Here is a 24,599-nt window from a genome sequence, read left to right as displayed (position 1 = left end):
AACGTGTCCAACTTCACATGGTATGGCGGAATGGCAACACAACCTAGAGCATGGCAAAGAATGCTGTCGGGGCGCAGGCTGGACCTGCTGGACCCGACCCCTGTGGACATCGAAATCGAAGATATCGCCCACGGACTGGCCTTTGTGGCCCGCTGGAATGGGCAAACGGCGGGCGATTTCGCCTATTCCGTGGCCGAACATTCCCTGCTGGTCGAAGAGCTTTTTGGCCGGATTGCCCCCAAAGCACCTGTGAAATGGCGGCTCGCGGCTTTGTTACACGACGCGCCGGAATATGTGATCGGAGATATGATCTCACCGGTCAAATCCGCCGTCGGTCCGGATTACGGCGCGCTGGACGACCGGTTGGCGGCGGCGATCCATATCCGGTTCGGATTGCCTGCTGCGGTGCCGAAAACGGTGAAGCGGCAGATCAAAAAGGCCGACAAAATTAGCGCCTGGATGGAGGCGACCCAGATTGCCGGGTTTTCAGAGGCCGAGGCGACCAAATTCTTCGGGCGCCCAGATCGGGCGGTCATGGAGGGGTTGGAGATAACGCTAAGACCGCCGGTTGAGGTGCGGGAGGCGTATATGAAGCGGCACAGGGAGTTACTTCATGAACTGTAAGAACTGAGCGCATGTAGTTCTGATCGACTGGTTATTCTATTGGGCAACGTAGAAAACACCGATTGTCACCAAACCGATCAAAGTTAACCAACCAATAACCTGATAAAGAAACTTGAACTTCTCGGCGTTTATCTCACTGATATCGACAGACTGAAGAGATGATCGCGTGCGCCGCGCTCTTAGAAGATTGGGAAATACGGCAGTCAACGCATGGGCGCAGCCAAAGAAAGTCAACATAGTGCAAATTGCCAACCCAAAGACACTCGCTGATTCTCCTGCTACTGTCCATGGCTCAGCCCAAACTTGAGAAACAACAGTTCCAACAACGATCAACGCCATCAGCGAATTTGTCCCAAAAACTAGGGCACCCAATCGTTGCATTCGGGTTTCAGGGACAGTTATGGCTAGAAGTTTCAACAAATTAAAGGTTGGACGGCCCTATTACCGCGGACTGCGCTTCGCCAAAATCCGCTGCAAGGTTCGGCGGTGCATGTTCAGACGGCGTGCAGTTTCAGAGACGTTCCGGTCACACAGCTCATACACCCGCTGGATATGCTCCCAGCGCACGCGGTCCGCGCTCATGGGGTTTTCCGGCGGCGGGGGCAGTTCGTCGCCCTTGGCCAGCAATGCGCTGGTGATGTCGGTGGCGTCGGCGGGTTTCGACAGGTAATCGGTCGCGCCGATTTTGACGGCGGCCACGGCGGTGGCAATCGCGCCATATCCGGTCAGAACCACGACCCGGCTGTCAGGGCGTTTCTCACGCAGCACTTCGACCACGTCCAGACCGTTGCCATCCTCCAACCGCAGATCAACCACGGCATAGGCAGGGGGACGGGCGGTGGATATGGCGCGGCCTGCGGCGACAGAGCCTGCAGTTTCAACTTCGAACCCGCGCTTTTCCATCGCTTTGGCAAGACGTCTCAGAAACGGCTCGTCATCATCCACCAGAAGCAGGGATTTATCGGGGCCGATATCGAAGTCAGAGCTGTCCGCCATATTCTGTTCTTTCCGCTATTTCACGCCTTTGGCTTAAACATGAGTAATAGCAGCGCCATTTCAAAGGTCAAACGCATCAAAGCTTGTCCAGAAAACATCCAACCTTGTCGGCCATCTGTTCGGCGGTGTCATCGCGGTTGAAGAATTCCAGGAATCCGTGCTCGGGCGTCACCAGATAGGTAAAGGTGGAATGGTCGACCAGGTAGTATTCGTCGCTCTTGTCATGTGCCCGGTAATAGGTCTTGTAGGCCTGGCTGGCGGCTTTGACCTGCTCGGGCGATCCAGTCAGTGCGACGGTTTTGCCACCAAGGTTGAAGGCAAAGTCGTCCACCACCTGCGGCGTGTCCCGGTCGGGGTCGATCGAGATGAACAACGGCGTCACTGATTGGCCACGCTCGGCCAGAATATCCACGGCTTCGGCGTTGCGCGACATGTCGAACGGGCAGATATCGGGGCAGAACGTATAGCCGAAATAGACCAATGTCGGTTCGGTGATCACGTCCTTGTCGGTGACCGTTTCACCCTTGCCGTTGACCAGCTCGAACGGGCCGCCGATTGCAGCGGTACCGCCCGCGATCTGCGCCGAACGGCATTGCGCGAACTGATCGTCCGATCCCGCCCCTCGCGTCAGCAGCCACATGGCGCCCAGACCGACGGCCAGAACAACGGTTGCAAGGATGGCATAAAGACGGATCATGGCATCAATCCTGGGATGAGAGGGGTTGTTGATCGTTTCGACGCGGACACCTATCAAGATGATCAGCCGATGCAACAGGACATAATAGACCGATGGCAAATTCCAACATCACATTATGGCGCAGTCAGGAACGCAGCAGCTGGATCCGCCTGCGCACGCTGATCCTGCTGCGTTGGGTAGCCATCATCGGTCAGTTCACCGCCATTACTGTTGCGCAGCAGTATTTTCAGGTGCAGCTGGAGTTGGCGCTTTGCTATCTGGCCATCGGTATTTCGGTCATGGGAAACACGACCGCCATTCTTCTGTTCCCGAAAAACAAGCGCCTGACCGAATTCGAAAACTTCCTGATGGTGCTGTTCGACCTGTCGCAATTGGCCATCCTGTTGTACCTGACCGGCGGCCTGAACAACCCCTTTGCCCTGTTGCTGTTGGGGCCGGTGACAATCTCGGCCAATGTGATGAGCACGCGCTCAACCCTGATTGTCGGTGCAGTGGCAATTGTGCTGACGAGCTTACTGGCTGAGTTTCACCTGCCTTTGCGTACCGAACAAGGCCTCATACTGCAGATTCCGGACATGCTTTTGTTCGGCAATTGGGCGGCGGTTGTCATCGCGATCGTGTTCATCGGGGCCTATTCCCACCGCGTCAGCGTCGAAGTGCAATCGATGTCCGAGGCGCTGGCCGCCACACATATGGCCCTGGCACGTGAGCAAAAACTGACCGACCTGGGCGGTGTTGTCGCAGCCGCAGCGCACGAGCTGGGCACGCCGCTGGCCACCATCAAGCTAGCCAGTTCCGAACTGATTGAAGAACTGGATGACCGCCCCGACCTGAAGGACGACGCCGCTCTGATCCGCGAACAGGCCAACCGCTGCCGTGATATCCTGCGCGATATGGGCCGGGCTGGCAAGGACGACTTGCATCTGCGGCAGGCACCCCTGTCCACCGTGGTGCATGAGGCCGCCGAGCCGCACCTTCATCGAGGCAAGACCGTGCACTTTTCCGAAGGTCCAGCCGGGGATGGCGATGTGCAACAACCCTCGATCCTGCGAAAGCCCGAAATCATTCACGGGCTGCGCAACCTTATCCAGAACGCGGTGGACTTTTCCCGCGCAAATGTCTGGGTCGAGGCCGAATGGAGCACGGATCAGATCACCGTTAACATTATGGATGACGGGCGCGGGTATCCATCGCAGATGATTGGCCGGATCGGAGACCCTTTCATGCGCCGCCGCCGGGTCGAGAACGATCAAAGAACCCGCCCGGAATATGAGGGCATGGGGCTGGGCCTGTTCATCGCCAAGACCCTGCTGGAACGCAGCGGCGCCGAGCTGGATTTTGCAAACGGCGCGGACCCATACCAAACCCTTTGTGACAATCCCGAGCGCCGAGGCGCGATTGTTCGTGTGTCGTGGCCACGCAATATGGTGGATGCCCAGACCGGCGACACTCCCGTTCCGTCGGGTGAAAACCAGCAAATCCAGGTCTGAGTTAAGACCCCGTTAACCATTTACACACATATTTCCTTCGGTATCAGTTCCCGGAGGGCGCATGGTCGACTGGATCATTTTGGCCGCGATCAGCCTGGTGTCTGCCAGCCTGTCCGTACAATGGCTTTTACCCCGCCGACGGCACAGGGGTGACAATTTCGGATTGTCCGCGCCCGCATCGCTGTATGATGCGGTGTTTTTGTTCGACGGCAACCGCCTGATCAGCCATTCCGATATCGCGCTCGAAGGTTTCGAAGCCGTCCGCGACTGGCCCGACCTTCGCCGCCTGTTACAGCGGGATTTTCCCAGTTTCCCCGAAACACCCGACCATATTCGTCATCAGGGCACGCTGGTCATTCCCCCGATCGACTGCACCGTCGAACGGGACATTCTGTGCGAATGGGTTGACGGCATCGTCCGCGTTCAGCTGCGCGACAGCGCCGAACGCCCGACCCCGGTCCAACGCGACGCGCAGGATCCGATCCGTTTGGCGATGGAACAAGCCCCCTACCCCGTCTGGTTGCTGGATCATCAAAGCAGTGTCCGATGGTGCAATGCCACCTATGTCTCATTGGTCAGAAAGGTCCGTGGCCCGGATACCGATCTGACCGCGCCGCTGTTTCCCGGCGCAGACGGGGACTCGAGGTTGGGTGCAAAGACCCGCATCTCGATTTCGTCCGAAAGCAGCGAGAACAAACTGTGGTTCGACCTTACACTGGTGGATCACCCCGAAGGCCACCTGTGCTATGCGGTTGATATCAATGCTATTGTTGCCGCCGAAACCACCCAGCGCAAATTCGTGCAGACCATGACGAAGACCTTTGCCCAACTGTCAATCGGGCTGGCGATCTTCGACCGCAACCGGCAACTGGCGCTGTTCAACCCGGCCCTGATCGACCTGACCACCCTGCCCCCGGACTTCCTCAGTTGCCGCCCCAGCCTGTCCAGCTTTTTCGACCGGCTGCGCGATCAGCATATGATGCCTGAACCCAAGAATTACCGCAGTTGGCGCAGCCAGATGAACGACCTGCTCGAGGCCGCCGAGGACGGAAACTATCAGGAAACGTGGTCGTTGCCCTCGGGGTCGGTCTATTCAGTCAGCGGGCGCCCGCATCCCGACGGTGCAGTGGCATTTCTGTTCGAGGATATCACGGCCGAGATTACCCTGACCCGCCGCTTCCGCTCGGAAATGGACCTGATGCAATCGGTTCTGGACAAACTGGCCGATGCCATCGCGGTGTTTGGCGATGACGGAACGCTGGCCTTCACCAACCTCGCCTATCAAAAACTGTGGAGCGTCTCGGATGAGGCCGGGTTCGAACCGGACTCGGTGCTGGATGTGACCCGCAGCTGGCAGGACCAATGCGCCGCCACACCTCTGCTGGGTGAAGTTCGCGATTTTGTCGAGATGCGCGACAACCGCGCCGAATGGTCCGGTGATATTCGTATGCGCAACGGCACCGAACTGACCTGTGTCGTCAGCCCGATGCAGAACGGCGCAACGATTGTCCGGTTTGTGGTGGACGAGCTTAGGACATCGCAAACGCTGCGCCAAATCAGCGCCTGAACCGGGTTGCAGCCGACAGGGCCTGAGGTCATTGTGGCGCCATGACGTTGCACCCTCGTTCCATAACCCTGACTTCGCCCGAAGAAACATCCCAATTCGCCGCCCGGCTCGGGGCAGAATTGTGCACCGGCGATGTGGTACTGCTTGAAGGTGAGATCGGCAGCGGCAAGACCCATTTCGCACGCAGTCTGATTCAATCGCTGATGACCGTTCCCGAGGATGTGCCCTCGCCCACTTACACACTCGTACAGGCCTATGACACCCCGGCGGGCGAGATCTGGCATTGCGATCTCTATCGGCTTACCGCCGTGGAAGAGATCGAGGAACTGGGCCTGACCGAGGCATTTGACTCGGCCATCTGTCTGGTCGAATGGCCCGACAAACTGGGCCCGCTGACCCCTGATACCGCCCTGAAACTAAGCTTCGAAACAGACCCTGATACAATGGAAAACCGTCTTCTGACCCTGTCGTGGTCCGATCCGAAATGGCCCCGCAAGCTGGAGAGCGCCGCATGACGAACCGCGCTGTGCTGGCCGAGGCGCTGATTGCACAAACACCATGGGTTAACGCAAGGCGTGCGCCGCTGGCTGGGGATGCCTCGAACCGCCGATATGAGCGTCTGACCGATCCCGAAACCGGCCAGACCGCCGTGTTGATGGACTCCCCCCCGGGCAAGGCCGAACCGGTCGAGAACTTTGTGCGTATGGCAAACCACCTGCGCTCTATTGGCCTCAGCGCGCCCGAGATTTATGCCGAGGACACGGAATTCGGCTTTCTGCTGCTGGAAGATCTGGGCGATGACCTGTTTGCCCGCGTTCTGAAGCAAGACCCAAAGATGGAGCGGCAGCTATACGAGGCCGCAACTGACGTTTTGATTGCACTGCATCAGGCCCCCACCCTGTCTTTGCCCTCTTATGACCCGTCGCTGATGTCCGAACTTGCAGCGCTGTCCTTTACCAAATACGCGCAGGCGGTTCACGGTCGGCACGACACGGACGCGCGGCAGCAGTTCGAATACCGGTTTTCGGACATTCTGCATCAGGAAACATCCGGGACCAAAGTGGTGGTCCAGCGCGACTACCACGCCGAAAACATGATCTGGCTGCCGGACCGTGAAGGCGTGAAAAGCGTGGGATTGCTGGATTTCCAGACCGCCATGCTGGGCCATCCGGCCTATGACCTTGTGTCGATGCTGCAGGATGTCCGCCGCGACGTAGCCCCGGGCACCGAGATGCAAATGGTCAACCGCTATATCACCGCAACTGGCGTGAATGATCACGACTTCCGCACCGCCTATGCCGTACTGGGCGCGCAGAGAAATCTGCGAATTCTGGGCGTGTTTGCCCGTCTGGCGACGGAATACGGTAAACCTCAGTATGTTGATCTTATACCGGCCACATGGGCACATCTGATGCGCGATCTGGACCACCCGGCGCTGGCGACCATAGCTGATCTGCTACGCACAGCCCTGCCCGATCCAACCCCGGAAAACCAGGACAGGCTCAGACAGACATGACCCGACATCCCGAAGCCGTGATGCTGTTTGCTGCCGGGTTTGGCACACGCATGGGCGCGATGACCAAGGACCTTCCGAAACCTCTGATCGAGGTCGCGGGCCGCCCCCTGATCGACCATGCGCTGGATCTGGTGGACGGTCTCGGCCCCAAGCGTGTGGTGGCCAACTTGCACTATCTGCCCGATCAGCTCGGGACTCACCTGTCTCCCAAAGGCGTCCTGTTGTCCCGCGAAGAGCCCGAGATTCTGGAAACCGGCGGTGGGTTGCGCGCCGCTTTGCCCCTGTTGGGGCCGAATCCGGTTTTCACCCTGAACACCGATGCGATTTGGGCCGGGCCGAACCCCTTGACCCTGTTACGCGATGCCTGGGATCCCGATCGAATGGATGCGTTACTGATGTGCGTACCTATCGACCAGACCATCGGGCACGCCGGCATGGGTGATTTCACCGCCGATGCCGAGGGTCGGATTACCCGTGGTCCCGGTCTGATTTATGGCGGGGCGCAAATTCTCAAGACCGAGGGGTTGATGGCGATCCCGGACAAGGCATTCTCGCTAAACCTGCTTTGGGATCAAATGCATAGCAAAGGTCGCCTGTTCGCGGCCACCTATCCCGGCCGCTGGTGCGACGTAGGTCGCCCCGAAGGGATCACATTGGCCGAGGGGCTGATTGCGGATGTTTAAGCCCAGCGCCACGCCGCGTGTCTTTGCCGTTCCGCCCGGATCGGACTTTCCCAAAGCGCTGGTGGATGGGCTTCACCTGCGCGGCGCCGAACACCCGCCCGAGGCCTTGGCACGTGTGCAGCTTGTCGTGAACACCCGCCGTATGGCCCGCCGCGTGCGCGATCTGTTCGATCAGGGCCCCGCTTGCCTGCTGCCGCGGCTTTCACTGGTCACCGATCTGGGCGAAAGCGTCGATCTGGCGCAAGTTCCACCCGCCATTCCGCCGCTGAGACGCAGGTTGGAACTAACGCAATTGATCGCCAAGCTCTTGGAACAGCAACCTGATCTGGCGGCGCGCTCCTCGCTGTTCGACTTGTCCGACAGTCTGGCGGCGCTGATTGATGAGATGCAGGGCGAAAGCGTTTCACCTGATGCAATCCGGCAGTTGGATGTCAGCGACATGTCCGGGCATTGGGCGCGTGCACAGGCCTTTATCGGGATTGCCGATCACTTTATTGACCCCGGCCCCGATACGCTGGACGCGCAGGCGCGGCAACGGCGCGTGGTGGAGAACCTGATTGACCGCTGGCAGGTGGTCCCACCGCAGCATCCCGTTATCCTTGCGGGTTCAACCGGATCGCGCGGCACCACGTTGATGCTGATGGAGGCTGTCGCGCGCCTGCCCCAAGGCGCTCTGATCCTGCCCGGTTACGATTTCAATCAGCCGGATCACGTCTGGCAAGGGCTGGACGAGGCGCTGACGTCAGAAGATCACCCGCAATACCGGTTCCGCAAGCTGATGGCACGGCTTGATATGCAACCTGGCCAAATCGAACCATGGACTGATGATCCTGCCCCCTCACCTGCGCGCAACAGGTTGATTTCACTGGCGTTACGTCCCGCTCCGATCACTGATGCCTGGATGTCCGAAGGGCCGCAGCTGACCGATCTGGACGATGCCACGCAAAACCTGACACTGGTCGAGGCGCAATCCCCCCGGGCCGAGGCGCTGGCCATCGCGCTGCGCCTGCGCGAAGCGGCTGAGACCGGCCAGACCGCCGCACTGATTACCCCGGACCGGATGCTGACCCGTCAGGTCAGCGCCGCGCTGGATCGTTGGAACATCCTGCCTGATGACAGTGCGGGCCTACCGCTGCAATTGTCACCTCCGGGCCGGTTCCTGCGCCATGTGGCGGGTCTGTTCGCCCGGCGGCTGGAAGGTGAGGCGCTGCTGACCCTGCTAAAACATCCGCTCTGCCATGGCGGCGGTGATCGCGGCGCACATCTGCTGCATAGCCGCGATCTTGAACTGGATTTGCGGCGTCACGGCCCACCATACCCTGACAGCGCCAGCCTGACCGCATTCGCCATCCGCAAAGAGGTGCCCGAGGGTTGGATGGGCTGGCTGACGACGCATTTCTGCGACCAGCATGTAAAGGGTGAGCTGCCCTTGTCAGATTGGGTGGAGCGCCTGCGTATTTTGGCAGAAGCGATTTCAGCCGGTAGCGAGGGCGAAACCGGCCCGCTGTGGGAGAAGAACGCAGGTCAAAAGGCACTGTCGGTTCTGACGGCGCTAGAGGATGAGGCTGAACATGGTGGCTCGATGTCCGCCCATGACTTCGCAGACCTGCTGGGTGCCTTGCTGGCCGGGGAAGAGGTCCGCGACCGCGACGCGCCGCATCCGCATATCATGATCTGGGGCACACTTGAGGCACGGGTGCAGGGCGCCGAACTGCTGATCCTTGGGGGCCTCAATGAAGGCAGCTGGCCCGAAGCCGCTGCACCTGATCCCTGGCTGAACCGCCAGATGCGCGACAAGGCCGGGCTGTTGCTGCCCGAACGCCGCATCGGCCTGTCGGCTCACGACTTTCAACAGGCTGTCGGCGCGCCCGAGGTCTGGCTGACCCGCGCGACCCGGTCGGACGACGCCGAAACCGTGCCTTCGCGCTGGCTGAACCGGATGACGAACCTGTTGCAGGGTTTGCCGGGGCAGGGTGGCCCTGCGGCTTTGTCGGCGATGCGTGCCCGTGGACAGTCATACCTGCGTTGGTCGGAACAACTTGAAGCCGCACCCCGGATCGACCCGGCACCGCGCCCGTCTCCACGCCCGCCGGCCACCGCACGCCCACGCCGTCTGAGCGTCACCGAAATCAAACGCCTGATCCGCGACCCGTACGCGATCTACGCCAAACATGTGCTGCGGCTGCGCCCGCTGGACCCTTTGGTTCAGGCACCGGATGCCCTGTTGCGCGGGATAGTCATCCACGAAATCCTCGAACATTTCATCAAGGACAGTGTTTTAGACAGCGCCTTGCTGACCCGCGAGAATTTCCTGAAACGGGCCGAGACGCTGCTGGATCAACATGTGGCCTGGCCCACGGCCCGCAAGCTCTGGCTGGCGCGATTGGAACGCATCGCCGACGACTTTCTGACCGCCGAAACCGCCCGTCGCGGCGACGGAGGACCGGTGGCTTTTGAGGCCGCGATGAAACTGGTCCTGAGCCCTGTGGATTTCACCATCGCAGGCCGGGCGGACCGGATCGACCACAACAGTCGCGGCGCGCTGCGGATTGTGGATTACAAGACAGGCACGCCTCCGACCGAAAGCCAGCAGGCCAAGTTCGACAAACAACTGCTGATCGAAGCCGCGATGGCCGAACAGGGCGCCATCGACGGAATCGATCCGATTCCCGTGGCCGAGGCTGTCTTTATCGGCATGGGCGGCACGTATAAAGAGGTCACAGCCCCGTTGGCCAAGGAACCGCCCGACAAGGTTCTTTCCGAACTGAAAGAGCTTGTTTCTGCTTATTTAGAGCCTGATCAAGGCTTCACATCACGCCGAATGCTGCAAAAGGACACCGACATTGGCGACTATGACCACCTCGCCCGTTTCGGCGAATGGGACCGAACCGATGAGACCGATCCCGAGGTGCTGAAATGAAGGCCCGCAACGACGCAACCGAGCGGCAGGTGCAGGCGGCACGACCCGACGCCTCAACCTGGCTGGCGGCCAATGCCGGCTCGGGCAAGACGCGGGTTTTGACCGACCGGGTGGCGCGGTTGCTGCTGGGTGGGGTGCAACCGCAGCACATCTTGTGCCTGACTTACACCAAAGCCGCCGCCAGCGAGATGCAGAACAGGCTGTTCAAACGGTTGGGTGAGTGGGCGATGTTGGGCGACAGTGCGCTGCTGGCTCAATTGACCGACCTGGGCGTGCCGGGCGTAATTGACCCCGACAGGTTGGCACAGGCCCGCACCCTGTTCGCCCGCGCCATCGAGGCGCCCGGCGGGCTGAAGATTCAGACGATCCACTCGTTCTGCGCCTCATTGCTGCGCCGTTTTCCGCTGGAGGCCGGGGTCAGTCCACAATTCTCGGAAATGGAAGATCGCGCGGCGGCGTTGCTGCGGGAAGAAATCGTGGAAGATTTCGCCGAAGGCCAGCAAGCCGCGCTGATCGAGGAAGTCGCGCGATTCGTCACCGATACCGGGTTTGAAAGCCTGACTGCCGCCATCACTCATAAACGCAACCTGTTTGCGCAGCCGCTGGACTGGCGCGACCTGCTGCAACGGTTCAACTTGCCGGAGGGGTTTGATGAAAACACCCTGCAGGCCCGCGTTTTTCTGGGCAGTGAAGTTGATCTTATCCGCTCGATCCTGCCTGCACTGACCGAAAGCGGCGGCAACAACGCCAAGGCGGCTGCCAAACTGGCGACGTTTACCGAGGCGCGGACCGGCAGCTTGCCCATATTGGAAAGCGTGTTTCTGACAGGAAAGTCCGCCAAAGAACCATTCAGCGCCAAGATCAACAGCTTCCCCACCAAAGCTCTGCGCGAAGGTGCACTGGCGGATCAGATGCCGCAGTTGGAATCCTTCATGTTGCGTATCGAGGCCGCGCGCGAACAACGGTTGGCGCTGGTTGCGGCGCGCAAAACCCATGTGTTGCACCGCTTTGCCACCGCATTCCTGCCGGAATACGAGCGGCGCAAGCAACTGCGCGGCTGGCTTGATTTCGATGACCTGATCCTGCGTGCGCGGCAGGTACTGAACGATCCGGCGGTGGCGGAATGGGTACTGTACCGACTGGACGGTGGCATTGACCACATTCTGGTCGATGAGGCACAGGATACCAGCCCCGATCAATGGGACGTGGTCGAGAAACTGGCGCAGGAATTCACCAGCGGGGAAGGGGCCAGATCCGGGGTAGAACGCACGATTTTCGTGGTGGGTGACAAGAAACAATCGATCTATTCCTTCCAGGGCGCCGACCCGCAGGCCTTTGACCGGATGCAGCAGGAATTCGGGCGGAGATTGGCGGAATCAGGCTCTAAACTGTGGAATTCGACGCTGGAGTTTTCGTTTCGGTCCTCCAGCGCGATCCTGTCTCTGGTCGATATCCTGTTCGAGAACCGGACTGAAGCCGGGTTTCACAAGGACAGCTTGCACCGTGCTTTCAAGGCTGATCTGCCCGGTCGGGTTGATCTGTGGCCAGTGGTCGAGAAGGTCGAAGAAGACGATGATGGCGACTGGACCGATCCGGTCGATCGCCCCGGCGCGCGGCACCACACCGTCATTCTGGCCGAGAAGGTGGCCAAGTCGATCAAGGACATGATCGACCGCGAAGAGACGATCCCTGAGGATGGCGATACGCCAGGCACATTTGTACGCCGCAAGGTGCAACCAGGGGATTTCCTGATACTCGTGCAGCGCCGCTCCGATCTGTTTGCCGAGATCATCCGCGCCTGCAAGGCCCTGCGCCTGCCCATCGCCGGGGCTGACCGGTTGAAAGTCGGAGCGGAACTGGCCGTGAAAGACCTGGCCGCGTTGCTGAGTTTTCTGGCCACGCCCGAGGACAGCCTGTCGCTGGCGACCGTGCTGAAATCACCCTTGTTCGGTTGGAGCGAACAGCAACTGTTCGATTTGGCGCATCGGCGGCAGGAGCAATTCCTGTGGGCTGCTCTGCGCCAGCGTGCCGAGGAATTTCCGAAAACCTTGGAAATCCTGAACGACTTGCGTGGTCAAATCGACTTCCTACGCCCCTATGACCTGATCGAGCGAATCCTGACCCGCCATGGTGGACGGCGCAAGCTGCTGGGTCGTCTGGGGGCCGAGGCCGAGGATGGCATCAACGCGCTGCTCTCGCAGGCGTTGGCTTATGAACGCACCGATATCCCCAGCCTGACTGGATTTCTCGTCTGGATGCAGACAGACGATCTGGAAATCAAACGGCAGATGAGCGGCGTTGGCAACATGATCCGGGTTATGACAGTGCATGGCTCCAAGGGGCTTGAGGCTCCGATCGTGATCCTTCCGGATACAGGCAAACGGCAGGCCCCACGCGACGCCGAGATCATGGTGGGTGAGGGCACACCGCTGTGGAAGGTGCCGGCAGATGCCTCTCCGGCCCTGATGGTTTCGGCGCGGGCCGACGCGCGGGCGCGGGAAGAAAATGAACGACTTCGGTTGCTTTACGTGGCTCTAACACGGGCTGAAAAGTGGTTGATTGTGGGCGCGGCGGGGGATGTCGGCAAGGACGGAACCAGCTGGTATCAGATGGTCGAGGCGGCGATGGCGCGGGCAGGGGCCACTCAACTGCCAGAGTCCGACACGTTGCGCCTGTCCCATGCGGATTGGGACCCGCTGCCGATTGTGGAACATTCTGAGCCCGAGGTGGCCCAAACTCCGCTGCCGGACCGTTTCCTGAACGCCGCAACGGCGCCGGAACCGGCACCTGAAACGCTCAGCCCCTCGGATCTGGGCGGGGCCAAGGCGTTGCCCGGCGATACCGGTCAGGATGAAGAGACCGCCAAGCTGCGCGGTACGCGTCTGCACCTGCTGTTGGAACACTTGTCGTCGGTTACACAAGAAAACTGGCCTCAGCTCTGCGCCCGGATTCTGCCCGATATGCAGGAAGTGGACCGGCAAGAGCTACTGATCGAGGCGCAAGCCGTACTGACAGCGGACCATCTGCAAGCCGTTTTTGCAGGCGACGCACTGGCCGAGGTTTCGGTGACTGCCGAGCTGAGCGGGCGGCGTATGCACGGGGTGATCGACCGGCTGATCGTGACGGATACCGATGTGCAGGTGGTTGATTTCAAATCAAATGCCACGGTTCCCAGCAGCCCATCGGCCTGCCCCGAAGGTCTGTTGCGGCAGATGGGGGCTTGTGCGCAGGCGCTGGCCCAGATCTATCCGGGTCGCGAAATCCGAACGGCGATCCTGTGGACCCGAACGGCGGAGCTTATGTGGTTGCCACACGATCTTGTGACGGATGCACTGGCCCGCACCCATATATCTTGACCTTGCCATGCCCGGCCCCTACGTTCTGTTCCCGAGTTTACCCCATTCAGGAGACAGAAAATGTCGACCGTAGCCGTAACCGACGATACCTTTGACGCCGAAGTCAAGAATTCCGACATCCCCGTTGTTGTCGATTTCTGGGCCGAATGGTGTGGCCCCTGTAAGCAGATCGGCCCTGCTCTCGAAGAGCTGGCTGCTGAATACGGCGGCAAAGTGAAGATCGCCAAGGTGGACGTGGACAGCAACCCGAACGCAGCTGCCGCCATGGGCGTGCGCGGCATCCCGGCGCTGTTCATCTTCAAGGACGGTCAGGTTGTCTCGAACCGTGCAGGTGCGGCCCCGAAGGCGGCGCTGCAAAACTGGATCGACGAATCCATCTGATCCGTTTGGATGCACACAGATCAAAGGCGCCCCGCACCGGGCGCCTTTTTTACACCGGAGGATCAGATGGCAAAGACACGGGTTCTTGTGGAATTCGGCATGGGCACATCGCTGCGGCGGGAAGACTATACCGAGGCCGCGCTGCGGGCGATCAAAGACGCGCTGTGGCACAATTCGGTCAACATGGCCGAGCTGTTTGACTTCCCGAAAGAAGCGATGATCATCGACGCCGAGATTGGGGTGCAGAAACCCGATCAGGTGGATCAAGACGCGCTGAAAGCCATCTTTCCCTACGGCCAGCCGAATATCACCGTCACGCAGGGTGGGTTGGATATCGAAAAACCGCATACCGAGGGACGCACTGTCATTGCCAATGCGGCCATCGTTGTCTCGTTCGACATGGAGCCCGTGGGATGACCGAAAAACGCATCATTCTTGAGATGGGCACCGGCAATGACCTCTACGGGCAGGACTACACCAAGGCGGCGCGGAGGGCGGTTCAGGATGCGCTGCATCATTCGTCGATCACTCTGTTTTCCAAACTGGGTATCGACCATGCCGAGATGCGCGTGATGGTCACGATTGGCGTACAAGAACCTGAGCGTGTGGATTGTGACCTGGTCGCCGCTGATCTGCCACGCGGCCGGGCCGAAGTACGGGCCGTCAAAGGCGGTCTGGATGTAGAAGACGCCGAATCCGGTACCCGGCATGTCGTGGCGACAGCTGCGATTGAGGCCTTCTTGCCTGACCGTTCGGGTCAATACAAACTGGTGTGACAAAGAAAAAGCCGCTCGAATGAGCGGCTTATCTATTGCGGTCGTACTGATCGCGGATCAGATATTTTTGATGTCCGCGCGGCACAGGCCGATATCTTCCAGCTGTGCGTCGCTCAGTTCCAACAGAACTTTGCGTGTCTTGCGGGTTTCATTCCACTCGGCGGCTTTTTCGAAAGCTGCGGTGAACGCGTCCACTACATGCAGGATGGTAGCTGCTCCGAGCGGCGCATGGATATTTGCGGTGGTTGCCATTTGCGCATTCCTTCAAACTGAAACAGCCGACCCTTCGTCGGTTGTAAGCCTCATTTAGGACCAGGCGGCGCGACTCACAATTGCTAGTCCGGTAACCCCGATTTGCGATTCTTGCATATCTTTTAAGCAGCTTGTGAACTGTTGCGCTGCGGACGGGTCCGGCCCATATAGGATGCCAACGAAGAACGGAGGCCCTGATGGCAGACAGCGAATTTCCCGGTTGGCACGGCACAACGATCATTGGCGTCAAAAAGGGCGGCCAAGTGGTGATTGCCGGCGACGGACAAGTCAGCCTGGGTCAGACCGTGATCAAGGGCACCGCCCGCAAGGTCCGCCGACTGTCACCGGGCGGGTTCGAGGTCGTCGCCGGGTTCGCCGGATCGACAGCTGACGCGTTCACCCTGCTGGAACGGCTGGAAGCCAAGCTTGAGGCCACGCCCGGCCAGTTGGCCCGCGCCTCAGTCGAATTGGCCAAGGACTGGCGCACCGACAAGTACCTGCAAAAGCTTGAGGCGATGCTGATCGTCACCGATGGCAAGGATTTGCTGGTGATCACCGGGGCAGGGGACGTGTTGGAGCCGGAACACAACGTGGCGGCCATCGGGTCGGGCGGCAATTTCGCTCTGGCCGCAGCCCGCGCGATGATTGACGGCGACAAATCGGCCGAACAGGTCGCGCGTGAGGCGATGGCGATTGCCGCCGATATCTGCGTCTATACCAACGGCAATCTGACGGTTGAGACTATTTCAGGCTAACAACGCCTTGATCTCTTTCCCTTTCCAGCGGCGGTGCATCCCGATCAGGCCAAAGATCGCAGCGATGATCACGATGTAATAAGGCACGCGGATATCGATGCTCATCAACCCGCCGCCGATCAGTGACATGACCCCTCCGGCCAGACAGAAGACCGCCGTGGTCACACCCATGACCCAGCCCTGATCCGTCTCGCTGACGCTGGACGAAAACAAGCCCAGCAGGGTTGGGTAAGAAACGCCAAAGAAGAAATAGAAGAAGAAGACCGGCACGTAACTCAGCACACCGCTGGGGCTAAACGCGAAGGCAAATCCGCAGATCACCATGACGATCAGCGAGGTGTAGACGATCTGGTGCTTGCTGAACTTCTCCTGTGCCGGTTTCACCAGGAAGGTACTGGAAAAGGCCAGCGCAAAGCCGATCACCACCATCGCCACGCTGCCGCCAATCACGCCATAGCCAAAGCGGCTGGTCAGAAAATTGTCGACAAACACGTAGAATGTGACATTGGCAATCATGAAGAACGAATAGACCGGCAGGATTTTCAGAACCATCGGATGTCCGCGCACCGCGATCAGACTGTCGGTTATATCGCGGGGGCGAAAGACGAAGGCTGTGCGCTCTGTGCGCGTGTCTTTGAAGAATGTCAGGACAAGGAATATGGCGATCAGCACCAGAATAAAAGCGCCGTAGAAAGGGGTTTTCAGCGTGGCAATACTACCCAGCAGAGCCGAGTCCGACAAAACAGCGCCAATGATCGGGCCACCGACAAGGCCAAAACTGACACCGGTCACGATATAGCCCATGTTTCGGTCCCGATCGGCAGCATCGGTGCTGCCGTCAATCATCGCTGCCTGCGCGATGGGCTGATTGCCGGCTGTGAACCCAGTGATCGACCGCCCAAGAATCAACAGAAGCAAGCTGTCCATATAGAGCGAAGCGATGGTGATGGCATAGCCCGCCAACGCACCACCCAGACACACCAACAGCGCGTTTTTTCGCCCGATGGAATCCGAGACCTTCGAGACGTAAACCACCCCCAGAAACCACGACAGGAAAAAGCACCCTATCACCAGCCCATAGTAGAAATGGCGGCGGCCATCCGGGGTGCTCTCGGGCAGGAAACCGGATTTCGTTTCCATGATCAGTGAGTTGATGATCGGGAAGACAAGCCCCTGTCCGATAAGATCCACAAACACCACAAACAGCAAAGTGATCTTGGCAATTTTCGTCATGTCCGCGCTCCTGACGTTCAACGCCTTGAAAACATTGTAACAGAACGCGCGCGTTTCACCTATGGAAAGCGTTTGCAAACCGGGTGGGGCATTGCTAACCAACGCTGCCAATGAAACAGGCTTGGTTGTTTTCGCCTCAACGGTGATTACCTAAGCCCAAGTTTTGCTATGCCGACCGAAAGGACTGCGCTTTGACCGACCTGACCCCGCGCGAGATTGTCTCGGAACTGGACCGTTTCATCATCGGCCAGAAAGATGCCAAGCGTGCCGTGGCCGTGGCCCTGCGCAACCGCTGGCGCCGCAAGCAGCTGGCCGACGACATCCGAGATGAGGTCTATCCCAAGAACATCCTGATGATCGGCCCAACGGGTGTAGGTAAAACCGAGATAAGCCGCCGTCTGGCCAAACTGGCCCGCGCACCGTTCATCAAGGTCGAAGCCACCAAGTTCACCGAGGTCGGGTATGTCGGCCGCGACGTGGAACAGATTGTCCGCGATCTGGCCGATGCCGCCATCATCCAGACCCGCGAATACATGCGCGAGGATGTGAAGGCCAGGGCCCACCAGGCGGCCGAAGAACGGGTGATCGAGGCCATCGCCGGTGAAGACGCCCGCGAGGGCACCCGCGAGATGTTCCGCAAAAAGCTGAAAGCCGGTGAGCTGGACGACACGGTGATCGAGCTGGAGCTGTCAGACAGTTCGAGCCCGATGCCGATGTTCGACATTCCGGGCCAACCCGGCAGCCAGATGGGCATGATGAACTTGGGCGATATCTTCGGCAAAGCCTTCGGCGGGCGCACCGTCAAGAAACGAATGACCGTCGCCGAAAGCTATGACGCCCTGATCGGGGAAGAGGCCGACAAGCTGCTGGACGATGAAACCGTCAGCCGCGTGGCGTTGGAGTCGGTCGAACAGAACGGCATCGTGTTCCTGGACGAGATCGACAAGGTCTGCGCCCGGTCAGACGCACGCGGCGGCGATGTCAGCCGGGAAGGGGTGCAGCGCGACTTGCTGCCCCTGATCGAAGGCACGACCGTGTCGACCAAACATGGTCCGGTGAAAACCGACCACATCCTGTTCATCGCATCTGGGGCGTTCCACATTGCCAAACCCTCTGATCTGCTGCCGGAACTGCAGGGGCGCCTGCCGATCCGCGTCGAACTGCGCGCGCTGACCGAAGAGGATTTCGTACGCATCCTGACCGAGACCGACAACGCCCTGACCCTCCAGTACACCGCCCTGATGGGCACCGAAGAAGTCACTGTCAGCTTTACCGAAGACGGCATCGCGGCATTGGCCCGTATCGCCGCTAATGTGAACCAGACCATCGAGAACATCGGTGCGCGGCGGCTTTACACCGTGATGGAGCGGGTGTTCGAAGAACTGTCCTTCACCGCCCCCGATCAGGCTGGCGCCGAGATCACAGTGAACGCGCAGTTTGTGGATGACAATCTGGGTGAGTTGACCAAGTCCACCGACCTCAGCCGTTACGTTCTGTAACACGAACAGCCGGTTTTTGCCGTTCCCCTTACCCCATGTCGCTGGACGTGGGGCCAGAAATCGATAGCTTAGCGCAAAACGCTCTGAGGGTTTTCCGTGCTGCGCTATTTTATTGTTCTGATTGCCTCCCTGTCTTTGACCGCCTGCGTCGACAGGACGATTACTGAGACCGTGCCCTCGGCCCTGACCATTGGCACGCCTCAAACCGTGTTTGCCAGCACAACGCGCGCCCGCGAGCCGGACGGGTCATACGGGTTTCAGCGCGGCGAAACGCTGCAGTTTCTGGAAACCAAGGTTTCGATCCCGCCGAGCCACACACCAGGGACGCTGAAGTTTTCTTATGCCAATCCGGATCCGCAAAAAGAATTTGTTCTGGCGGGGATAACCGAACTGGATGGCCCGCAAGGCTTGCGGGAACACCTGCATGGCGAGGACGACGTTACGATCTTTGTGCACGGCTATAACTCGACCCAAACGGAAACCATCTTCCGTGCGGCGCAGCTGTCCCACGACATCGGTCTGCCCGGATCTATTCTTGTCTATTCCTGGCCCAGCCGCGCGACGGGATTCGGGTATGCCTACGACCTGGATAGTATGTTATTTGCCCGCGACGGATTGGAGCAGACCATTCGTGAACTGAAATCCATGGGCGTCAAACGGGTTATTCTGGTGGCGCACTCGATGGGCAGCGCCCTGTCGATGGAGATGATGCGACAAGCCGAATTGCAGGAACCCGGCTGGGCCAACAGAAACATCGAAGGGGTCATTCTGATCTCGCCCGATCTGGACGTGGACCTGTTCCGCTCGCAGATGGAGCGGATCGACACGCCGCCGGATCCGTTTGTGGTCATGGTTTCGCAGAAAGACAAAATTCTGAACATCTCGGCCCGAATGCGGGGAACGGCCAAGGGGGAACGGCTGGGCAATATCAGCTCGATCAGCGGCCTGGCAGAGTTTCCGATCAACGTGATCGACACCACAGCGTTCAGCAGCGATGCGCAGTCGTCGCATTTCGTGGCCGCCACTTCTCCGGCACTGTTGGCGATCCTCAGCTCGGTCCGACGGGTCAGCAACACATTCGGACCCGATGAACGACCCGGAATCGACGTTCTGGTACCGCGCAACCAACGCAACCCCGATGGTGCGACTGAGATCGTCCTGACAGAAACCGGCGAGGCCGAGGTGACCACTCCGTGACGTTCAGCCTGCGTCGGTATCTGATCGAAAATGCGAACTGGCTGAGCGCGGGTGTCCTTCTGACCTTTTTGTCCAGCTTTGGGCAGACCTTCTTCATCTCGATCTTCTCGGGGCAGATCCGCGCAGAGTTCGGCCTGAGCCATGGTTCATGGGGGGCAATCTATTCGCTGGGCACCACCGTGTCGGCCATCGTTATGATCTGGGCAGGGGGGCTGACCGATATCTTCCGCGTGCGGGTACTGGGGCCGGTGGTTCTGTCCGGTCTGGCCCTTGCGGCTTTGGCGATGGCGACAAACAGCGCGCTGTTGCTGCTGCCCTTCGTGATCTTTCTGCTGCGCCTGTTCGGGCAGGGGATGAGCATCCACCTGGCGCAGGTCGCCATGGCGCGCTGGTTCACCGCCACCCGGGGCAAGGCATTGTCCATCGCATCGCTGGGCTATGCGATCGGGGAATCCCTGCTGCCGCTGATCTTTGTGGCCGCAATGGCCTTTCTGGACTGGCGCTGGTTGTGGGTGGTGGCCGCCGGAGTGACAATCCTGGGCATCCCGGTCCTGATGGGCTTGCTGCAACAGGAACGCACGCCGCAGAGCCTGACGGGCGATCACACTGCCACCGGAATGCAGGACCGGCACTGGACCCGGCGCGCGGCGCTGCTCCATCCGTTATTCTGGTTCATGGCCCCCGCAATCCTAGGGCCGTCGGCCTTTATCACCGCCTTTTTCTTTCATCAGGTGCATCTGGCCGCAGTCAAGGGTTGGCCGCATATCCAACTGGTCGCCCTGTTTCCGGTTTTCACCGGCGTCTCGATCCTGTCGATGTTTGCAGCGGGCTGGGCGCTGGATAAATGGGGCACAGCGCGGATCATGCCGTTTTACCAGCTGCCCATGGCAGTCGGGTTTGCCATCCTCTCGGTCGTGGGCACGATCAGTGGGGCGCTGATCGGCCTGATCTTTCTGGCCCTGACCGTCGGCGCGAACAACACATTGCCCAGCGCCTTTTGGGCCGAGTTCTATGGCACACGGCATATCGGCGCGATCAAGGCGCTGTCCACAGCGGTGATGGTACTGGGATCAGCCATCGGCCCGGCACTGACAGGCGTGCTGATCGACCGCGGCGTTTCGCTGGGTACGCAATTCCTGTGGATTGCCGTTTTCTTTGTTTTGGTCTGCGCACTAGCGTGGACTGGCATCCGTCGCGCCCGGGCCGGGTTCTAGCGGTTGCGCCGCAGATAGACGTAATAAGCCCCATCACCGCCGTGGCTGATATGCGCGGGGGTCACCTGCAGCACTGATTGCGCCAGCGGCGGGATCGACAGCCAGTGCGGCACCTGATTGCGCAACACGCCGCGCGGGGTGGGAATGGGCCCGAGTTCATCCCGATCCTTGCCCTTGCCGGTAACCACCAGAACCAACCGCTTGCCCTGTGCCTGCGATGTCAGGACAAACCGGATCAACGCCGGATGCGCCGTATCGACACGCATCCCGTGCAGATCCAGCTTTCCTTCAGGCTTGAGCTTGCCGCGTTTCATTCGCCCGAATGCCTTGGTGTCCATCTGCACCGGGCTGGCCCGCAGGCTGTCGGTGACAGAAGGTTTCAGCGCATGACGCACCGGTTTGACCTGCGCGGCCTGGCCGACCTCGAATCCTTCAAGCCGGATTTTCGGCGGTTTGGACGGCTTGGGCTTGGGCAGAGAGGTCGGATGCACCGACTGCGGCAGCTCGGGATGCAGACGCTCGGCCTGTTTGGTGACCTTGCGCCACAGCTCGATCTCTTCAGCGGTCAATTTGCGGCGGGACATCAGAACTCATCCGGGATCAGGGCATAGGCGCGCTGGATCGGCAGCAGCAGGACCATCCGGCCCGGGTCTTTCAAACGTCCGGCGGCCTGTCCGGCTTCATCACCTGTACCAATGAAGATATCCGCCCGCTGCGCCCCCTTGATGGCCGCACCTGTGTCTTGCGCGATCATCAGTCGGCGCATGGGCTCTTTCCCGTCCTTTTCCACCCAGACCGGAGCCCCCAGCGGCGTATAGGCCGGATCTGCGGCGATGCTGCGCATGGTGGTGACGGATCGGTTCATCGCGCCCAGCGGCCCAAACTCAGGCGCAACACGGGTAACCTCGCGGAAAAACACGTAAGAGGGGTTGTGAAACAGCAATTCCGCCCCGGCCTCTGGGTTCTTGCGCACCCAGGCTTTGATCATCTGGGCACTGACCTGATGCGCCGCCAACGTACCCTGCCGGATCAGCTCAGCTCCGATGGAACGATAGGGGTGCCCGTTGGCGCCGCCATAACCCACCCGCAAAGCCCCGCCATCGGCCAAGCGAATACGGCCCGAGCCCTGAATCTGCAAAAAGAAAAGCTCGACCGGGTCATCGACCCAGGCAATCTCAAGCCCCCGGTCGGTCATGGCGTCACCGGTCAGGATTTCCCGGCGGCTGAGCCAAGGTCCTTCGGCCCGCGCCTCGGGCGGCATCTTATAGATCGGGTATTTGAAACGATCTGTCCGACTGCGGGACCCATCCAGTTCGGGTTCAAAATACCCGGTGAACAGCGCATCTTTGCCGTCTTCGACCAAAACCGGGCGAAAGAACAGCTCAAAGAAGGATCGCGCAGCATCGGCCTCATAGGTTTGTGCAACATTGCACAGCGCGCGCCAATCCGGGTCGTCCAAATCACCGCAGGTGTTCAGAAACACCGAAAGGGCCGCGCCGTGATCATCGGCGGTCCAGCCTTCAAGATCGTCAAACGACAGGATAGAGCGCGTCGCCTCGGCTCCGGCGGCGCTTGCGGTGGTCATCGCGACCACCAGTAAAAGCGACCGGAGTGCGGCAATCATGCGTCCGTGGCAACAAGCAGCCAGTTCGGATCGTCCGAGCCCATCACACGGGCAAAGGTCCAGCTGTCCTTTTGGCGTTTGACGGTGTTCGGGCTGCCTTCGATGATATCACCGCCGCGATCCCGCACGACCGAGGTCAGTTCACCCACGAATTTCATGGTGATCTCGGCCTGATTGGTATCCTTGTCGAACCTCGCATCCGCCAGCGTCGTTTCGCGGACGCCGATGAACTCGGCTTCGATTGTCAGCCCCTGATCTTCGCGGGCTGCAACGACGGAAACGAAGGTGTCAAACACCTCTTCGGACAGGAAAGGCTGGATTTCGTCCAGATTGCCCTTTTCGAACCCCATGACGATCATTTCATAGGCACCGCGTGCGCCCTGCACAAACTCAGTGACCGAGAAGCTGGGCTCAACCCGCTTCATCGCGGCCAGCGTTTGTGCCTGTTCGCTGTCTTCGGCAACATGATCTGTAATGTCATGATCCGGACCGCCTTCGATCACCTCGAACCCGCGACGGGCGTTCTGTGTATCAGGCTGCTGCTGAACGGGAGGTTTTTCAAAACCCTCACGCGTGCCCAGCACGCTTTTCAGGCGCAGGATCAGGAAAACGGCAATTCCGGCCAGGACCAGCAACTGGATCATCGGTTCGTTCATTTCATCCTCTTTTCAGACCGCGACTTTGTATACACGGCCTCATGCCACTATGTAGGTGACAGTTCGTGGCAAGTCCACCGCCCGACCTCTGGTAAAGGATAACGCAAATGTATCTGTTCTTGGCATTTTTATTGGTCCCGATCATCGAAATCGCCCTGTTCATTCAGGTGGGTGGCCTGATCGGCCTGTGGCCAACCCTTGCGATCGTGGTCCTGACGGCCGTTCTGGGCACCGCGTTGGTCAGGACACAAGGTCGCATGGCACTGGCCAATCTGCAGCGATCCTTTGCCGAACTGGACGACCCTACCGAGCCGTTAGCCCATGGCGCAATGATCCTGCTGTCGGGTGTTCTGCTGTTGACGCCGGGATTTTTCACCGATGCAGTAGGGTTTGCGCTGCTGATCCCCAGCGTTCGGGTGGCCGTTTTCCGCTATCTCAAGTCGAAAGTGCAGATCACGCAGTTCCAGATGGGCACCGGTGCACAGTTTCGGTCCGGTCCCCAGCCATTTGATCAGGATGACGTGATCGACGGCGAGTTTTCCGAGGTCCGGCCACGTCAGGACCCGTCTAAGCCGTCCAAATGGGTCGAAGGCCCCCACCAGCATTGAGGTGCCGCGCCCAACTTGCTAAGCAGTGGCGAATTTCATTTTCGGAGTAGATCCATGGCTGACGAAAGCCCTGCAGAAAACACCGCGGCACAGACCGCCCCGCAAATTCAGATGCGCGTCCTGGGACAATTCATTCGCGACCTGTCCTTTGAAAACGTGATGGCGCAAAAAGGCGTGTCCGGTGACGTACAGCCCGAGATCGCGGTTCAGGTGAACCTGGATGCGAAAAAGCGTTCGGTCGAGCATCAGTATGAAGTGGCGATCAAGCTGAACCTCAAGTCGAAAGCCAAAGGCATGGAGGACGTTTTGTTCCTGTGCGAGATCGACTATTGCGGCCTGTTCCACATCGAAGGTGTGGCAGACGATCAGTTGCACCCTTTCCTGATGATCGAATGCCCGCGGATGCTGTTCCCGTTCCTGCGCCGTATCGTCAGCGACATTACCCGCGACGGTGGCTATCCGCCGGTGAACCTGGACAATATCGATTTCGTCACGCTGTATCGCAACGAATTGATGCGCCGTCAGGCCGAAGCCCAAAAAACCGAAGCCTGATTG

At 59.7% G+C, this 24,599-nt stretch carries 24 protein-coding genes and 1 pseudogene; 17 read left to right on the top strand and 8 right to left on the bottom strand.

Features of this window, described 5'->3' with window-relative positions; all coding sequences use genetic code 11:
- Window positions 1-30 precede the first annotated feature (30 nt).
- On the top strand, window positions 31-624 hold the full coding sequence (locus tag AC2FEE_RS21530) for an HD domain-containing protein (RefSeq protein ID WP_496867418.1): 594 nt from the start codon (window positions 31-33) through the stop codon (window positions 622-624).
- Between the two features lie 36 nt (window positions 625-660).
- On the opposite strand, the gene AC2FEE_RS21525 is transcribed toward AC2FEE_RS21530, so the two are convergent.
- The 3 genes from AC2FEE_RS21525 to AC2FEE_RS21515 form a co-directional block, all read right to left on the bottom strand.
- Window positions 661-1,005 (bottom strand): hypothetical protein, encoded by a 345-nt coding sequence (locus AC2FEE_RS21525; protein ID WP_496867417.1) that lies wholly within the window; start codon window positions 1,003-1,005, stop codon window positions 661-663.
- A gap of 60 nt (window positions 1,006-1,065) precedes the next feature.
- Window positions 1,066-1,620 (bottom strand): ActR/PrrA/RegA family redox response regulator transcription factor, encoded by a 555-nt coding sequence (locus tag AC2FEE_RS21520; protein ID WP_496867416.1) that lies wholly within the window; start codon window positions 1,618-1,620, stop codon window positions 1,066-1,068.
- A 76-nt stretch (window positions 1,621-1,696) separates the two neighbouring features.
- Window positions 1,697-2,317 (bottom strand): SCO family protein, encoded by a 621-nt coding sequence (locus AC2FEE_RS21515; RefSeq protein WP_496867415.1) that lies wholly within the window; start codon window positions 2,315-2,317, stop codon window positions 1,697-1,699.
- A 92-nt stretch (window positions 2,318-2,409) separates the two neighbouring features.
- Between AC2FEE_RS21515 and regB the strand changes: the two genes are divergently transcribed.
- From regB to AC2FEE_RS21465, 10 genes and pseudogenes are all read left to right on the top strand, one after another.
- The gene (gene regB / locus AC2FEE_RS21510; protein ID WP_496867414.1) at window positions 2,410-3,807 is read left to right on the top strand and encodes a sensor histidine kinase RegB; all 1,398 of its coding nucleotides are present in this window, start codon (window positions 2,410-2,412) and stop codon (window positions 3,805-3,807) included.
- A gap of 61 nt (window positions 3,808-3,868) precedes the next feature.
- Window positions 3,869-5,374 (top strand): PAS-domain containing protein, encoded by a 1,506-nt coding sequence (locus AC2FEE_RS21505; RefSeq protein WP_496867413.1) that lies wholly within the window; start codon window positions 3,869-3,871, stop codon window positions 5,372-5,374.
- Window positions 5,375-5,415: 41 nt separating this feature from the next.
- Window positions 5,416-5,889 (top strand): tRNA (adenosine(37)-N6)-threonylcarbamoyltransferase complex ATPase subunit type 1 TsaE, encoded by a 474-nt coding sequence (gene tsaE / locus AC2FEE_RS21500; protein ID WP_496867412.1) that lies wholly within the window; start codon window positions 5,416-5,418, stop codon window positions 5,887-5,889.
- Window positions 5,886-6,890, top strand: a complete 1,005-nt coding sequence (locus tag AC2FEE_RS21495; RefSeq protein WP_496867410.1) for an aminoglycoside phosphotransferase family protein — start codon at window positions 5,886-5,888, stop codon at window positions 6,888-6,890. Before tsaE ends, AC2FEE_RS21495 begins: the two co-directional genes overlap by 4 nt.
- Entirely contained in the window at window positions 6,887-7,573 is a 687-nt protein-coding gene (locus tag AC2FEE_RS21490; RefSeq protein WP_496867409.1) for a nucleotidyltransferase family protein, read from the top strand. The genes AC2FEE_RS21495 and AC2FEE_RS21490 overlap by 4 nt, the downstream gene beginning before the upstream one ends.
- Window positions 7,566-10,493, top strand: coding sequence for a double-strand break repair protein AddB (gene addB, locus AC2FEE_RS21485; protein ID WP_496867408.1), 2,928 nt, complete (start codon window positions 7,566-7,568; stop codon window positions 10,491-10,493). Before AC2FEE_RS21490 ends, addB begins: the two co-directional genes overlap by 8 nt.
- A complete protein-coding gene (gene addA, locus AC2FEE_RS21480; RefSeq protein WP_496867407.1) occupies window positions 10,490-13,849 on the top strand; it encodes a double-strand break repair helicase AddA in 3,360 nt (1,119 codons plus the stop codon). Before addB ends, addA begins: the two co-directional genes overlap by 4 nt.
- Before the next feature lie 42 nt (window positions 13,850-13,891).
- Window positions 13,892-14,230 (top strand): annotated as a pseudogene (gene trxA / locus AC2FEE_RS21475) (thioredoxin); the annotation flags it as partial.
- Window positions 14,231-14,296: 66 nt separating this feature from the next.
- Window positions 14,297-14,647, top strand: coding sequence for a Lin0512 family protein (locus AC2FEE_RS21470; protein ID WP_496867406.1), 351 nt, complete (start codon window positions 14,297-14,299; stop codon window positions 14,645-14,647).
- A complete protein-coding gene (locus AC2FEE_RS21465; protein WP_496867404.1) occupies window positions 14,644-15,006 on the top strand; it encodes a Lin0512 family protein in 363 nt (120 codons plus the stop codon). Before AC2FEE_RS21470 ends, AC2FEE_RS21465 begins: the two co-directional genes overlap by 4 nt.
- Before the next feature lie 57 nt (window positions 15,007-15,063).
- Here the strand turns inward: AC2FEE_RS21465 and AC2FEE_RS21460 are convergent, their stop codons facing one another.
- Window positions 15,064-15,258 (bottom strand): DUF1127 domain-containing protein, encoded by a 195-nt coding sequence (locus AC2FEE_RS21460; RefSeq protein ID WP_496867403.1) that lies wholly within the window; start codon window positions 15,256-15,258, stop codon window positions 15,064-15,066.
- Window positions 15,259-15,455: 197 nt separating this feature from the next.
- Here AC2FEE_RS21460 and hslV point away from each other — a divergent pair, with 197 nt between their 5' ends.
- Window positions 15,456-16,013 carry an ATP-dependent protease subunit HslV gene (gene hslV / locus AC2FEE_RS21455; RefSeq protein ID WP_496867402.1) on the top strand — a complete coding sequence of 186 codons (558 nt, stop codon included), beginning with the start codon at window positions 15,456-15,458 and terminating at the stop codon, window positions 16,011-16,013.
- On the opposite strand, the gene AC2FEE_RS21450 is transcribed toward hslV, so the two are convergent.
- Window positions 16,005-17,246: an MFS transporter gene (locus AC2FEE_RS21450; RefSeq protein ID WP_496867401.1), complete on the bottom strand. Its 1,242-nt coding sequence runs from the start codon at window positions 17,244-17,246 to the stop codon at window positions 16,005-16,007. The genes hslV and AC2FEE_RS21450 overlap by 9 nt on opposite strands.
- 191 nt (window positions 17,247-17,437) lie before the next feature.
- Between AC2FEE_RS21450 and hslU the strand changes: the two genes are divergently transcribed.
- The 3 genes from hslU to AC2FEE_RS21435 all read left to right on the top strand — a co-directional run bounded on the left by hslU (window position 17,438) and on the right by AC2FEE_RS21435 (window position 21,156).
- The gene (gene hslU / locus AC2FEE_RS21445; protein WP_496867399.1) at window positions 17,438-18,745 is read left to right on the top strand and encodes an ATP-dependent protease ATPase subunit HslU; all 1,308 of its coding nucleotides are present in this window, start codon (window positions 17,438-17,440) and stop codon (window positions 18,743-18,745) included.
- 96 nt (window positions 18,746-18,841) lie between these two features.
- Window positions 18,842-19,942 (top strand): alpha/beta hydrolase, encoded by a 1,101-nt coding sequence (locus tag AC2FEE_RS21440; RefSeq protein ID WP_496867397.1) that lies wholly within the window; start codon window positions 18,842-18,844, stop codon window positions 19,940-19,942.
- Window positions 19,939-21,156 carry an MFS transporter gene (locus AC2FEE_RS21435; protein ID WP_496867395.1) on the top strand — a complete coding sequence of 406 codons (1,218 nt, stop codon included), beginning with the start codon at window positions 19,939-19,941 and terminating at the stop codon, window positions 21,154-21,156. The genes AC2FEE_RS21440 and AC2FEE_RS21435 overlap by 4 nt, the downstream gene beginning before the upstream one ends.
- On the opposite strand, the gene AC2FEE_RS21430 is transcribed toward AC2FEE_RS21435, so the two are convergent.
- From AC2FEE_RS21430 to AC2FEE_RS21420, 3 genes are read right to left on the bottom strand one after another with little or no spacing between them, the layout of a single operon-like run.
- Window positions 21,153-21,740, bottom strand: coding sequence for a Smr/MutS family protein (locus AC2FEE_RS21430; protein WP_496867394.1), 588 nt, complete (start codon window positions 21,738-21,740; stop codon window positions 21,153-21,155). The two genes, AC2FEE_RS21435 and AC2FEE_RS21430, sit on opposite strands and share 4 nt — an antisense overlap.
- On the bottom strand, window positions 21,740-22,780 hold the full coding sequence (mltA, locus tag AC2FEE_RS21425; RefSeq protein ID WP_496867393.1) for a murein transglycosylase A: 1,041 nt from the start codon (window positions 22,778-22,780) through the stop codon (window positions 21,740-21,742). Before mltA ends, AC2FEE_RS21430 begins: the two co-directional genes overlap by 1 nt.
- Window positions 22,777-23,436 carry a Tim44/TimA family putative adaptor protein gene (locus AC2FEE_RS21420; RefSeq protein ID WP_496867392.1) on the bottom strand — a complete coding sequence of 220 codons (660 nt, stop codon included), beginning with the start codon at window positions 23,434-23,436 and terminating at the stop codon, window positions 22,777-22,779. The genes mltA and AC2FEE_RS21420 overlap by 4 nt, the downstream gene beginning before the upstream one ends.
- A gap of 107 nt (window positions 23,437-23,543) precedes the next feature.
- Here AC2FEE_RS21420 and AC2FEE_RS21415 point away from each other — a divergent pair, with 107 nt between their 5' ends.
- Together AC2FEE_RS21415 and secB are read left to right on the top strand one after the other, a co-directional pair.
- Window positions 23,544-24,044, top strand: a complete 501-nt coding sequence (locus AC2FEE_RS21415) for an FxsA family protein (RefSeq protein ID WP_496867391.1) — start codon at window positions 23,544-23,546, stop codon at window positions 24,042-24,044.
- A gap of 54 nt (window positions 24,045-24,098) precedes the next feature.
- Entirely contained in the window at window positions 24,099-24,596 is a 498-nt protein-coding gene (secB, locus tag AC2FEE_RS21410; RefSeq protein WP_496867389.1) for a protein-export chaperone SecB, read from the top strand.
- Window positions 24,597-24,599: the final 3 nt, after the last annotated feature.

It is taken from the genome of Ruegeria sp. YTSC199, from assembly GCF_059609725.1.
Note: the sequence above shows the minus strand (reverse complement) of the source record. Positions and strands in the feature narration are given on the sequence as shown.